Annotated in this window: 14 protein-coding genes; 3 read left to right on the forward strand and 11 right to left on the reverse strand. The window is 30.1% G+C overall.

Annotation, left to right across the window (positions count from 1 at the left end):
• Nucleotides 1-16 precede the first annotated feature (16 nt).
• From HMPREF2930_RS04025 to HMPREF2930_RS04065, 9 genes are all read right to left on the reverse strand, one after another.
• Nucleotides 17-1,279: an aminoacyltransferase gene (locus tag HMPREF2930_RS04025; RefSeq protein ID WP_017174693.1), complete on the reverse strand. Its 1,263-nt coding sequence runs from the start codon at nt 1,277-1,279 to the stop codon at nt 17-19.
• A gap of 346 nt (nt 1,280-1,625) precedes the next feature.
• The gene (gene trpA, locus HMPREF2930_RS04030; protein ID WP_017174692.1) at nt 1,626-2,360 is read right to left on the reverse strand and encodes a tryptophan synthase subunit alpha; all 735 of its coding nucleotides are present in this window, start codon (nt 2,358-2,360) and stop codon (nt 1,626-1,628) included.
• Nucleotides 2,353-3,567 (reverse strand): tryptophan synthase subunit beta, encoded by a 1,215-nt coding sequence (gene trpB / locus HMPREF2930_RS04035; RefSeq protein WP_017174691.1) that lies wholly within the window; start codon nt 3,565-3,567, stop codon nt 2,353-2,355. Before trpB ends, trpA begins: the two co-directional genes overlap by 8 nt.
• On the reverse strand, nt 3,539-4,198 hold the full coding sequence (locus tag HMPREF2930_RS04040) for a phosphoribosylanthranilate isomerase (RefSeq protein WP_017174690.1): 660 nt from the start codon (nt 4,196-4,198) through the stop codon (nt 3,539-3,541). The genes trpB and HMPREF2930_RS04040 overlap by 29 nt, the downstream gene beginning before the upstream one ends.
• Nucleotides 4,195-4,974: an indole-3-glycerol phosphate synthase TrpC gene (gene trpC / locus HMPREF2930_RS04045; protein WP_017174689.1), complete on the reverse strand. Its 780-nt coding sequence runs from the start codon at nt 4,972-4,974 to the stop codon at nt 4,195-4,197. Before trpC ends, HMPREF2930_RS04040 begins: the two co-directional genes overlap by 4 nt.
• A 2-nt stretch (nt 4,975-4,976) precedes the next feature.
• Entirely contained in the window at nt 4,977-5,981 is a 1,005-nt protein-coding gene (gene trpD, locus HMPREF2930_RS04050; RefSeq protein WP_017174688.1) for an anthranilate phosphoribosyltransferase, read from the reverse strand.
• Nucleotides 5,926-6,555, reverse strand: coding sequence for an anthranilate synthase component II (locus tag HMPREF2930_RS04055; protein WP_017174687.1), 630 nt, complete (start codon nt 6,553-6,555; stop codon nt 5,926-5,928). Before HMPREF2930_RS04055 ends, trpD begins: the two co-directional genes overlap by 56 nt.
• Complete coding sequence (locus HMPREF2930_RS04060) at nt 6,552-7,961, reverse strand: anthranilate synthase component I (protein ID WP_017174686.1); 1,410 nt, start codon at nt 7,959-7,961, stop codon at nt 6,552-6,554. Before HMPREF2930_RS04060 ends, HMPREF2930_RS04055 begins: the two co-directional genes overlap by 4 nt.
• 487 nt (nt 7,962-8,448) lie before the next feature.
• The gene (locus HMPREF2930_RS04065) at nt 8,449-9,483 is read right to left on the reverse strand and encodes a M42 family metallopeptidase (RefSeq protein WP_037541014.1); all 1,035 of its coding nucleotides are present in this window, start codon (nt 9,481-9,483) and stop codon (nt 8,449-8,451) included.
• 135 nt (nt 9,484-9,618) lie between these two features.
• Between HMPREF2930_RS04065 and HMPREF2930_RS04070 the strand changes: the two genes are divergently transcribed.
• Nucleotides 9,619-10,710, forward strand: coding sequence for a prephenate dehydrogenase (locus HMPREF2930_RS04070; RefSeq protein ID WP_017174684.1), 1,092 nt, complete (start codon nt 9,619-9,621; stop codon nt 10,708-10,710).
• A gap of 51 nt (nt 10,711-10,761) precedes the next feature.
• Here HMPREF2930_RS04070 and HMPREF2930_RS04075 read toward each other — a convergent pair whose 3' ends face one another.
• Complete coding sequence (locus tag HMPREF2930_RS04075; protein ID WP_017174683.1) at nt 10,762-12,024, reverse strand: Y-family DNA polymerase; 1,263 nt, start codon at nt 12,022-12,024, stop codon at nt 10,762-10,764.
• 148 nt (nt 12,025-12,172) lie between these two features.
• Between HMPREF2930_RS04075 and HMPREF2930_RS04080 the strand changes: the two genes are divergently transcribed.
• A complete protein-coding gene (locus tag HMPREF2930_RS04080; RefSeq protein WP_017174682.1) occupies nt 12,173-12,358 on the forward strand; it encodes a 2-hydroxymuconate tautomerase in 186 nt (61 codons plus the stop codon).
• Nucleotides 12,359-12,443: 85 nt separating this feature from the next.
• Here HMPREF2930_RS04080 and HMPREF2930_RS04085 read toward each other — a convergent pair whose 3' ends face one another.
• Entirely contained in the window at nt 12,444-13,421 is a 978-nt protein-coding gene (locus HMPREF2930_RS04085) for an LCP family protein (RefSeq protein ID WP_017174681.1), read from the reverse strand.
• A 140-nt stretch (nt 13,422-13,561) separates the two neighbouring features.
• Here HMPREF2930_RS04085 and msrA point away from each other — a divergent pair, with 140 nt between their 5' ends.
• Entirely contained in the window at nt 13,562-14,077 is a 516-nt protein-coding gene (msrA, locus tag HMPREF2930_RS04090; RefSeq protein ID WP_002449832.1) for a peptide-methionine (S)-S-oxide reductase MsrA, read from the forward strand.
• Nucleotides 14,078-14,110: the final 33 nt, after the last annotated feature.

A 14,110-nucleotide genomic window follows, 5' to 3' on the forward strand; every position in this document is an offset into this window, starting at 1 on the left:
TCGCACTATTCCCCTCTTAATTCAATCTTTTTTTAATTTTTTTAAGTATTGTATATAGTGAATACATTGGTTTATTTATAGGTTTAACGAAATCACCAACATATTCAATTACATCTGCATTAAATCCCTTTTTAAATTTCACAACACCTGCATCTTCAGCATCATCTGTAAAATGACCACTAATCCCATAAAAATTATAACGGTCAATGCCATGATCAATTGCATAATTAATCATAGTCCATTGAACTGCATAACTTCCAGCGAAGTGTCTATATTTATTTGACGTTCCACCTGCATAATATACAACTTCAAATGGATTAATAAAGAAGAATCCAGCAGATATTGGTAATTCGTTACCGTGTTCTAATTGAAGTTGTGTTGCTTCATCAATTTTTTGCTCATTTGCTTTTAATTGCTGTTCTAAATTTATTTTTTTATTTTGTGCTTTTTTGTTATCTGGTCGTTTTTCAATATCTTTTAGAGCTTTGTTTAAGTCTTTATTTAATGTCTGACGTTCTGCATGAAGTTCTTCAAGATATTCATCAAATTTTATATATGCGAGAGGTACTAATACTCTATCTTTAAAATGATCAAATCGATTATAGTAGAAACTATCCTCTCTATCAGAAAATTCTTTAGTCTCTGATGTATCTTCCATAAATGATCTGAAAATAGGTAATTCTTCTTTAGTAAGAAATCTTACTTTAACACCATTTTTTTGGACTTTTTTAGTATTTCTTTTTCGTAAACTATCCATTCCATTTAATACATCTTTAGCAGTTTTATCCTTTAAATTTAAAACTGAATGGAACCGAATTTGTAATATTGGATCAAATCCTGTTGTAAACCCTTCGTGTTGATATCCTAATTGCTTCATTTTATCAAAGAACCAATCATTCCCAGCATTCCCTGTAATATCACCATCATGATTACGATATTGATAAGGCAAATAAGGGTCTATACGTACGTATAAACAACGTTGCTGTTTTAAATATTTACTTAATTCGTTAAAGAAAAAGTGAACGAGCTCTTTGTTTTCATAATCAATGACTGGACCACGATTTGAATAAAAATATTTAAAAATTTTCATAACGGGTACAGCAGTTAGCATACAAGCAGCAATGACTTCATTATCTTTATTTTTAATTCCTACTAAATGAGTTTCAGTTTTCTCGGCAACTTTTAACTCATAATTTTCAGTCATTTGTGTAAAATGGCTATATGGCATTTTTTCAGTAAAATCGCCAAATTCTGTAGCTGTTAAATTTGTAAACTTCATTATCTCTATAACTCCTAATTTAGAATCTTTATTTAATTTGAGTTGACTAATTTTAAAATTTTAGCTTATGTATATGTTGTGAATACGCATCGGTCTAATCTCAATAAGTATACACTAGATAAGGTTAAAACTAAAATATAAACCTGTATATACTTCCAATTAACCTAAATGCTCTTAAATTCTTGGCTTCTTCTATCTTCTCCAAATAATAAGAGCTGAAAATCATTCTTTTTCAGCTCTTAAATTCATATCTAATTTCATTTTAAATCAATTAATACTACATTGCTACTAATTCTTAAGTATTTCATGCTATGAATACTCTAAATAATTTTTATTTTATACTATGCTAACCATTATCTAAAGTTTGTCTAATCTCCCTTAAGTATTCTCCTGTTTGACTTAAGTCATCATTTTGAAATCTTCGAACGATTTCACTTCCAATAACAACACCATCTACATCTTTTACCAAATCTTTTATATGGTCTGTAGTTCTTATTCCAAATCCTGCTACAACTGGGAGAGATGTAAAAGATTTAATCATTTTTATCTGGTCTTTAAGCTTTGGATGAAACGTTCCATCTTCTCCAGTAGTAGCATTCATCGTTACAGTATAGATAAATCCTTCGGCATGTTTTGCTATATTTTGTATACGATTTATATCTGTCGTCATTGCTATTAATGAAATTATTTTTACTACTCTATTATGATTTAATTGTTGTTTTAATTGTTCTATTAATTCAAATGGTAAATCTGGAATAATTACTCCATAAACACCAATATCATCGCATTTTTTAAAAAAGGCTTTTTCTCCATAACTTAAAATAACATTATAGTATGTCATTAGAACACATTTACAATTAATTTCATTTTGATGTTTATCTAACTCATCAAATATATAGTCGATTGTTATATGATCTTTAAGTGCTTCATGACCAGCTTTCATAATGATGGGTCCATCAGCTACAGGATCTGAAAATGGAACACCAATTTCTATAATATCTGCTCCACTTTTATCAAGTAATTTTACATTTTCTAAAAATTGTCTATTACCCATGATGTAAGGAATAAATAATTTACTCATTTTTATCCTCCTTTCTCTGTTGTATATATTGTTGAATCGTTTCCATATCTTTATCTCCGCGTCCAGATATTGTCACTACTAATATATCGTTTTGTTTCATTTTAGGTGCTAATTTTTCTACATAACTTAATGCATGTGCACTTTCTATAGCGGGGATAATACCTTCTATTTTGGTGAAGCGGACAAGTGCTTCCATTGCTTCTTCATCGCTAGCACATTCATAGGTTACTCTTCCAATATCATGATAATATGAATGTTCAGGTCCAATACCTGGATAATCTAATCCTGCTGAGATAGAATGTGCCAATTCAATTTGTCCATGTTCATCTTGGATTAAATACATTTTTGATCCATGAAGCACACCGGCCTTTCCTTTCCCTATCGCAAGTGCATGTTGATTAGTATCCTTACCTCTGCCAGCTGCCTCCACACCGTATAATTTCACATCATCTTCGATAAAAGGATAAAATGTTCCTATTGCATTAGAACCTCCTCCTACACAAGCAACTATTGCATCTGGCAAACGATGTTCTTTCTCTAATATTTGTGATTTTATTTCTTGACCAATTACACTCTGAAAATCTCTAACCATCGTTGGAAAAGGATCCGGCCCTAAAGCTGATCCTAATAAATAATGTGTATCTTCCACGTGACTTACCCAATACTGTAGCGCTTTATTAACTGCGTCAGATAAAGTTCCTTGACCTTCATCCACAGCTTCAACTTTAGCTCCTAATAATTCCATTCTAAATACATTAAGTTGTTGTCTTTTGATGTCTTCTCTTCCCATAAAAACAATCAGTTCCATATCAAATAATGCAGCCACTGTGGCACTTGCAACTCCATGTTGTCCAGCTCCCGTTTCTGCAACAAGTTTATTTTTGCCCATTCGTTTAGCGAGCAATGCTTGACCTATGGCATTATTGATTTTGTGGGCACCAGTATGATTTAAATCTTCTCTTTTTAAATAAATTTTAGCCCCACCTAATGTTTCTGTATATGATTTCGCATAAGTTAAGGGTGTTTCTCTCCCAACATAATCCTTTAAATAATATGCTATCTTTTGTTGGAATTTAGGATCATTTTTTGCTTTTTTATACGCTCTCTTTAATTCAATGATAGCTGGCATTAATGTTTCCGGTACATATTGTCCTCCATACTCACCAAAAAAACCTAGTTCATTTGCTTCCGTTTGTATCTGTTTCATATTCTAAGCTCCCTTTAACGTAATTTATAATTGTTTCCATTTTCAATTTATCCTTGCATTCATTTGTCTCTATACCACTGGATATATCATAGCCTTTATGTGATAAATTCAGCTTTTCAATCTGTTGAATAGCACTTATATTTATTCCTCCTGCAATAAGATAAGGAATGTCTTGGCTTACTGATTCTAATATTTTCCAATTAAACGTTTGACCAGTACCACCAAATTGAATTGAAGGGGTATCAATAATAAATAAATCTACCCATGGCTTATATTGATTCATATCTCTATTCAAGTTTTCTGTAGCCGGCAACGCTTTAATTATCTTAATATTCTTAAAATTTAATTTAACTTTTTGGATTAATTCAATTGTTTCATTACCATGAAATTGAATGCCGTTCACATTGGTTTGTTGCAACAATGTATTTAATTCTTTATATGTAGGATTCACAACAACTATAACTCGATGAATGTGCTTTGCTACAAATTGATTTAAATAGTTAATTTGTTCTATATTTAAATGACGTTTACTTTTTGGATAATGAATAAAACCTATCATATCTATGTCTAAGGAATTGGCTTTTAAAATATCACTTTTTGTTTTAAAACCACAAAATTTTAGTATATTCATTTCTCTTTATTTAGTTTTAATGAAGGTAATAACGATGATATATTATTACTATTCATTAAAGCTCCTCCCACAAGTAATCCATCTATGCCACTACTTACAATTTTTTTTACATCATTTAAAGTTGTAATACCACTTTCAGAAATATAGTAATAACCTTCTTTTTTCATTTCCAAAATGTCATTAGTATGTTCTACTTTAGTAATAAATGTTTTTAAATCTCTATTATTTATACCAATGATTTTAGGTTTAATTTGATAAGCGCGTTCTAACTCTTCTTTGTTATGAACTTCAACTAAGACTTCTAAGTTTTGAGATATTGCATAATGATATAAAGACTGAAGTGTATCATTGGTTAAAATATTTACTATTAATAAAATAATAGAAGCTCCGGCTCTCTTAGCAAGATCAATTTGAAGCGGATCAATGATAAAATCCTTACATAATACTGGTAAATGTGTGAGTTGTGTTAACGTTTGTAGACGTTCAAAACTTCCTCCAAAATATTTTTCATCGGTTAAAATTGAAATAGCACTTGCTCCATGATTTTCATATTTAGCAATTTGATGCTCTAAGTTAATGTCCTTGAATGCTTTTACAGAAGGACTTTTAGATTTTATTTCTGCAATAATACTCAATGTTGATTCCCTTTTCAAAGTGGTTTCTAGAGCTGACTTATAAGATACATCAACTTTTTTAATATGTTTTATTTTATCTGTATAATACCCATCGTTTAGTAACTGTTTTTTATACTGTACAATCTCATCTAATATTGTCAATTTTATTCCCCTTTCATTAACTGACATTGTTTTAAAGCTTTGCCACTATCAATTAAATCTTTTGCTAAATCAACGCCCTTTTTAATACTATCCACTCTATTTGATATATATAAGGCTAATGCTGCATTCAGCACTACGACATTTCTTTTAGGGGAATGATCTTTTCCACTTAATATGTCAATGGTAATGTTTTTATTTTCTTCAGGTGTGCCACCTTGAAGTTCTATATTATTTGCATGAGCTATGCCATAATCTCGTGCATTTAAAACATAATGTGAAATAGTCCCATCTTCATGTAATTCATATATTTCGTTATCCCCAGATAATGTTGCTTCATCCATTCTATTCGCTCCATGAAGTACGATGCCTCTTCGTCGTCCTAAATCTTTCATAGTTTTAATAATCATGGGTAATTGGGAAGCATCGTAGACCCCCATTACTTGATAATCTAATTTAAAAGGATTGATTAATGGTCCGACAATATTGAAAATAGTTGGTTCATGAATACGTTTTCTAATAGGTTGAATGTATTTCATAATTGGATAAGATTCCATAGCGCTGATAAATGCTAAATGTGTTTTAGATACTTGTTTGGCTACATTTGCTACTTTCGTAGTAGGAATGTGTAATTGTTGTAATAAATCGGTACTTCCAGAATTAGATGTAATACTTTTATTTCCATGTTTAATGACTGGAACATCTGCGCTTGCTACTACAAATGATACTGTCGTTGAAATATTGAAACTATTTGATTTATCTCCTCCTGTTCCACAAACGCATATACTTCCTTTGTATTCAGGTTGAGTTGAATACATCGTATGAATAAGACTTTTCACTATATAAGTTAATTCTTTTTGTTGTATCGACTTATTTGTGAAAGCTTGTAATAACTTTACTTTATCTTGAGTATGACATTCTGGATTGATGAGATATTGAATAAATTCAGTAGTTTCATGTTGTGAGAGTGTTGCATGACTTTGAATTTGGTTGAGTAATGTTAAGGTCATCATATTTACCTCTTTCCTTTACGATATCGATAAAATTTTTAATTATTTGTTGTCCTTGGTCTGTTGCAAACGACTCGGGATGATATTGAATACCAAAATGTAATCCATTTTTTGTCTCATAAGATTGAATGCAATCTTTTGTCCTTCCAGTAATTATTAATTGTGATGGAAAAGAGATTTCATCACTTATTAATGAATGGTAACGCATTATATTAAATTGATTTGCTAAGTTGTTATATAATTTAGTATGTTGAATAACTGTTAATATATCGACTTTACCGTGCATGACTTTTTCGCCTTGAATAACACGGCCACCGTAATAGCATGTTATTGCTTGTGCACCTAAACATACGCCTAATATCGGTAAAGATTTATACCTTTCAATAATATTCAATAGATGGTTACTATCTAAAGGATGACCAGGTCCTGGAGATATGATGAGACCATCACTTTGGTTAACGTAGTTAAGCACATCTTTATCGTCCGGATATTTAACAATGACATCATCTAATTGACTTACTATATCAACTAAGTTATATGTAAATGAATCATAATTATCAATGATTAAAATCATGGTGTTACCTCCAATAAACTTTTTGCTTTTAATAATGTTTCTTCTAATTCTTTTTCTGGTACTGAATCATAAACCACCCCACACCCTGCTTCGACTTTCACGGTAGTATCATCAATTAACATTGTTCTTATTGCTAAAGCAAAATCTAAATTCTGATTACAATTAATGTAGCCTACACCCCCACTATATAGTCCACGTTTATATGGATATGTCTCATATATACGCCTAATTGCTCTAAGTTTTGGAGCTCCTGAAACAGTTCCTGTAGGTAATAAATTAGCAATTACTGTCATAGGAGATAATTTTTGCTTAATCTCACCTTTTACTTCGCTTACAATATGCATGACATGCTCATATTTTTCAATTTCCATTAATTTTGTAATTTTTGAACTACCGGTTCTACTGACTCTATGTAGATCATTTCTGCCTAAATCAACAAGCATTCGATGTTCGCTTAATTCCTTTTCATCACTCAATAATTGCTCTGCATTTTGTTTATCTTCTTTTATGGTTTTACCTCTTTTAATTGTTCCAGCGATTGGATTCGTAATAACCGTTCCATCTTGTACAGCTACAAAACTCTCTGGAGAACTGCCTATAATAATTTGTGTATTCATATTAATATAGTACATATATGGACTTGGATTACGTCTTTTTAAGTTTTGGTATAATTGATAACTTAATTGCAATGTATTATTTTTAAAATGATGATTGTAGCTATATATTCTAGATGGTACAACTTGAAACATATCGCCTTCTTTTATAAGCTTTTTCAATTGCTTTATAGTATTTATAAATTCATCATCTGATACATTTGGTATGATATTTGAAGGCGTAGGAGGACGAATATAATCATCTGTATAAGCTTTAATTTGAGATAGTTCCTTTATTCTATCTTTTACTCTTTTTTCTAAATCTTTCTGTTCTACTTCTGAAAATTGATTTGTAGCAATAACATATAATTCATCTTTATAATGATCAAATACATATACATCTTCTATCATGTGAAATTCAATATCATTGCTATCCTTAATTTCTTGTATAGATTGCTGTTTTAAAATTGGAAATTCATGTCTTACTAAGTCAAAACTACACGTACCAATAAAGCCAGATACAAATGGTAAATGTTTTAATTTTTCATCTGTAATCTGAATATTAAATTGATTGATATAATCTTTTAAATATTCATAAGACTTTTCAGTAATTTCAACATTTTGTTTTTTTGTTTTTATCTTTAGTAAGTCGTTATTTAACACAACAGAACCATAGCTTTCGAATGCTACAATAGAATATCTACCTTTAATTTGCTTTTGACTGGTACTTTCTAAAATAATCTTATTTTTCTTTAACTTTCCTAAAACTTCGGGTGTAATATTTGCTCTAAGTATTTCATAATATAGTTTCATTAAGCTTTAATCCTTTCTCAAAAAAATATCAGCATCCTTATTTAAAAGGACGCTGACGCGCGGTACCACCTTAATTAACTAAATATTTCGAATTATCAAAATATTTAAAGTTCACTTATTTTTTATTTGATTTTTTATAAGTATAAACCCAATTTCATTATTAGTGATGTTAGTTTTCATCAACCACTAACTTTCTATGATTATCTAGCTAATAATTACTATATTTATACCAAAAAGACACCACGATTACGTTCCATAGATAAGGACGCGTTACCGTGGTGCCACCTTAATTAACATTACATGTTCACTTTACTGTTATTAAATTTAATCTTCTAAGTCCAATTCAAACATATGCTGTGCTAATTTACATCATCCATTAGCTTTCTATTTGCTACATCACATATCTTCTACTCAATTCTCAGAATTATTAAAATATTATTATAATTCAGTATAATACATAAATAAATCTTCCTTGTCAATATTTATTTCAATTTATTGATGACAAGCAATAGGCATATAATAAGTTTTGAGCGGCATGTATAGAATCAATATGTGTTCGTTCCAGTGCATGAGAGGACTCAATACCAGCTCCAAATAATCCATGTTTAATATCTGCTCCTGCTTTTAATGCTGCAGACGCATCTGACGTATAATAAGGATAAATATCTATTTTATACGGAATATGATTAAATTTACATAAGTTTACTAGATGTGTTTTTAATTCTTTATGATAAGGTCCAGACGCATCTTTAGCACAAATAGATACTGTATATTCGTCAGAAGATTGTCCCTCTCCAAGTGCTCCCATATCAAAAGCAATAAATTCTACAATTTTATTAGAAATAGATGCATTCGCTCCATATCCTATTTCCTCATTATTAGAAATATAAAATTGAATAGTATGTGGTAATTTAATTTGTTCATTTTTTATTCTTTCTAATAAATCTAATATCATTGCTACACTTGCTTTATCGTCTAAGTGTCGGGATTTAATAAATCCAGATGATGTTATTTCTGTTCTTGGATCAAAGCTAATAAAATTACCTACTTCTATTCCTAAATCTTCTGTCTCTTTCTTAGAAGACGTTTTTTCGTCTATACGGACTTCCATATGTTCAATATCTCTTGGTATTTTTTCATTTTCGCGATATACATGAACACTTGTTTCATGTAAACATATTGTCCCTGTGTACGTTTCGCCAGAGTCTGTTTCAATCTGACAATATTCTCCTTCAATCGCATTATATTTAAATCCACCAATTAGATCGATTGTTAAACGACCATCTTCTTTAATTTCTTTTACCATTGCACCTAAAGTATCTACATGAGCAGTAATACAACGTTGACGTTCATTATCTTCACCCTCAACTGTGATAATTAATGCACCTTTATTTGTTAATTGAGTTGAATATCCTAAATGTTCTACTTTTTGTTTTACATAACTTATTGCATTATAAGCATTTCCCGAAGGACTATTAATGTTAGTTAAGTTTTGAATTAATTCTAATATCTTTGATTCCATTCAACTTCCCCCTTTAATACTTTAAATATATTTTAACCTAGATAAATAGTGAACTCTAATGAATAGTATTGTTTAAAATGAATGACTAATTTAAAATATAGATATTCTGAATATTTAGAAATAAGGAGGGCTCATATGAAAAATATTTTATTTGTTGGTTTAGGATTAATTGGTGGAAGCTTAGCTAGTAATTTAAAATTTTATCAATCTGATCTTATAATTTCTGCCTATGATACTGATGTAACTCAATTAGATAAAGCAATGTCTATTGGTATAATTGACAAAAAGATTAATGATTATGCTCTTGGTGTTAAGGAAGCGGATATTATTATCTTTGCTACTCCAGTTCATCAAACAGCAATATATCTAAATTCATTACCTAATTATGAAACCAAATCACATTTGATTGTAACGGATACTGGCAGTACAAAACTTATCATTCAAAATTTTGAAAAACGTTTATTAGAATCAAATATTCATCTTGTTAGTGGGCATCCAATGGCTGGTAGCCATAAATCTGGTGTCCTTAATTCTAAAAAACACTTATTTGAAAATGCATACTATATTTTAGTTTACGATGATGAACGTAATACACAAGCGGCTAAAACATTACAAGATTTGCTCTCCCCTACACTAGCTAAATTTATTATTACTAATGCGAAAGAACATGATTATGTAACGGGAATTGTTAGTCATGTTCCACATATTATTGCCTCTAGTTTAGTACACTTGAGTTCAAGCCATGCAAATGATCATGCTTTAGTCAAACAGCTTGCTGCTGGTGGATTTAGAGATATTACAAGAATTGCAAGTAGTAATGCCGAAATGTGGAAGGATATCTCACTTAGTAATAAACAAAATATCATTAGTTTACTAGAAGATATGCAAACCAATATTAAGGATATGATAGTTAAACTTAAAAATGAAGAAGAACAACAAATATATCAATTCTTTGAAGATGCAAAAATTTTTAGAGATCAATTACCTCTTAAGCAACATGGTGTAGTCAATGTTGGGTATGATTTATATATTGATATTCCAGATAAAGCGGGTATGATTAATAAAGTTACTTCTATACTTAGTTTACATAATATTTCTATAAGAAACTTAAAAATTTTAGAAGTTCGTGAGGATATTTTAGGTGCTTTACAAGTTACCTTTAAAACTCCAAAAGATCGTGAATTAGGTATTGTTGCTTTAAATGAATTTGATACTTATATTCCATAAAAATAGAAGTGGGCCAAAATTCAAAATGAGTTTTGACCTACTTCCGTTTATTTACATTTTATGACCTGCCATTAATCCTAATCTATTATGTTTTGTTCCAGATTCAGTATAAGAAATTGCTTTTGAAACGATGCCTTTACCATATTTCTTTTGTAACGTATCAATCGTTTTAGCTAAATTTTCATCTCTTTGTCTTTTATATTCATCTACAAATAAATTTAATTGTCGATTTTCTTCATTAATGAACTGTGTTAGTGAAACACTTAACGTACGATACAAAGCCTGTTTATCACACAACTGATTCGCATAATCATTAACGACTTTAAATATATCTTGTTCTAGATTTGTAGCATCAGTTAAAGTGTGTTGTTTATGTATTCCTCCACCTTGAGTATATCCAAATGAAAAATGTATAGTACGTGCTAATTGCTTTCTTTCTCTTAATCTACAAGCAACATCTTCAATCAACTCTTGCATCACAATTTTTGTTTCATTAAATTGATAGTCTCTCATCAAAATTTGGCTTTTACATATAGTTGGATTATTAATTTTACTTTTTTCTCTTATTTTACTTTGATCTATACCGTTAGCATGTAAATGCATATCAGTGCCTAATATACCAAAGTCTTTCTTCAAATATCTATGAGGATAATGGGCTAAATCACCTATTGTAATAATTCCTTTTTTATTTAACTTTATTTCTGTTTTTTTATTGATTCCCCAAAATGATTTTAATGGTGAAATACACCATAATTTATCGGGAATGTCATGATACCGCCACTCAGTAATACCTTCTTTGGTGTGTTTAGCTTCGATATCCATAGCTACTTTACTAAGTAACAAGTTAGATCCAATACCTATTGTGCAGTATATTCCCGTCTTATCCAAAATTTCTTTTTGAAAACACTTAGCAAAAGAATATACTGTAGTATTAAAAAGATGGTAGCTATTTGTTACATCCATAAAAAATTCATCAATACTATACTGATGTAAATCTTCCCCTGGAACATATTTAAGAGCAATTTTAGAAATTTCTAATGATACTTCTAGATATCTTCTCATACTTGGATTAATAATATAAATATCATTACGTTGTGGAATTTCAAATAATCTAGATCCCGTTTTAATACCAAGTTCTTTTAATTTAGGTGTTGCTGCCAAAACAACAGATCCTTGTCGCTTAGTGTCAGCTACCACTGCTAATTTTGTCATTAAAGGATCTAATCCTTTTTCTATACAAGACACACTAGCATAAAAACTTTTCTGATCTACACATAGTATGTCTCTATCTTCAAGTAAATTATAATCATACATATCAACCCCCTCCTTAGATAATTCAATTATATAAGAACACTTGTTCTCTTACAACATTAAAAAGAACAAATGTTCTATTTAAATATCTTGAAGTTCATTTTTTAAAAATGATATACTAAGCACATAATTATGTAAGGAGGAAAACATCATGCCGATTGTAAATGTAAAATTATTAGAAGGACGCTCAGATGAGCAATTAAAAAACTTAGTCACTGAGGTTACAAATGCAGTAGAGAAAACAACAGGCGCAAATAGAGAAGCAATCCATGTAGTCATTGATGAAATGAAGAAAAATCACTACGGTGTAGCTGGCGTAAGAAAATCAGATCAATAATATTATAATCTTCAAAGTTTACATAATAATATTATTGTAGTTAAATAGATAATAAATAAGCAGGCCACTTTGGCCTGCTTATTTATTATTCGTCTAAAAATGATTCTATTGCTTTTTTATTTTTCTCTTTATCAATATCTAATGCACTACCATCGTTATTAGTATTGATATTTTGATAAGAATTTTTTAACGGTACAGTTAGTGTTTCCACATTTTTATCGCCTCGTATTCCAAAACTTAGTCCTGTTTGGAAAATAGCTGAGTTTGGCATATCTGTATTAATATATCCTCTCAATATACCAGCTACTTTAGGTAATTTCACGATTGTACTTGGGGTAATCAATTCTTTCTTAAGTGTTTGCATAACTTGTTGTTGACGTCTCACACGTCCAAAGTCTCCCTCTGGATCATGTCTAAATCTCGCATAACCTAATAATTCTTTACCGTTTAATCGATGGTGTCCTTTTTTTAATGAAACCCCTATATTTTCTGACATATCTTTTTCAACATCAATTGGCACACCATTAGGTTCTAATTCATCAATCATTTTTTCAAAGCCAGTGAAATCAATGACTGCATAGTATTCAGGATTAATACCTAAATTTTTATTTAGTGTTTGTCTCAACAACTCTGGTCCCCCAAGTGAGTATGCAGCATTAATTTTATATTTGTCATAACCAGGAATTTCCGCATAAATATCACGCATAATTGACATCATTTTCATTTTTTTCTTAATATAGTCATACTGTACAACCATAATAGAGTCAGTTCTTGATTTTCCACCATTAGCTTGGTCAGCACCGAGCATTAATACTGTGATTTTCCCGTCATTTTTAACGGCTCCATTAAATTTATGAATTTTAATATCTTTTGCATGTTCTTGTGCATATTTCATACCACTTTGATATCCATGAACGACATACGTAATCATTGCAATAAGTAAAACTACAATAATCAGTATTACAAAAGGTAATTTTCGAAGTTTTTTCTTCTTGCGTCGTTTAGAAGGTATCGTTGTCCCCGTTTGTCGTCTTAATATTGTATTATCCTTCTCTTCTGTCATATTTACCTACCTTACACTCTCTAAAATCTTCAAAATAATATTCGGATATACTATAATATATAAATAAGTTATATAAAATATCTTAAAAAATCAAGTGTTTTCAATAAATATTACAAAGGTGTTATGAAAGGATGGCGTAAATGAATATTAATACAGCATACTTCGCAGGAGGCTGTTTCTGGTGTATGACAAAACCGTTTGATCAATTTGAAGGTATTGAATCAGTAACATCAGGTTTTATGGGAGGATCAGTTAAAAATCCAACCTATGAACAAGTAAAGAGCGGAACTACTGGACACTATGAAACTGTTAAAATAGAGTATGATGTTGCTTTATTTTCTTATCATAAATTATTAGAAATATTTTTTTCAGTCATTGATCCATTAGATGCTGGGGGTCAATTCCAAGATAGAGGGTCACAGTATCAAACAGCTATTTTTTATACAAATGATGATCAAAGAAAAGTTGCGATTAACTATATCAAAGATTTAGAACAAACGATGCATTCTGATAAAGCCATTGCTACTAAGGTTCTTCCCGCTTCAAATTTTTATAAAGCAGAAGAATATCATCAAAATTTCTATAAAAAAAATCCTGAACGTTACGCACAAGAACAGCGAGATCGTGCAAATTATGATCCTCGTTCTAACTCATAATAAAAAGAGGCTGGGACATAATTCCTAACAAAA

The sequence above is a fragment of the Staphylococcus sp. HMSC068C09 genome, assembly GCF_001813735.1.
Lineage (GTDB): Bacteria > Bacillota > Bacilli > Staphylococcales > Staphylococcaceae > Staphylococcus > Staphylococcus hominis.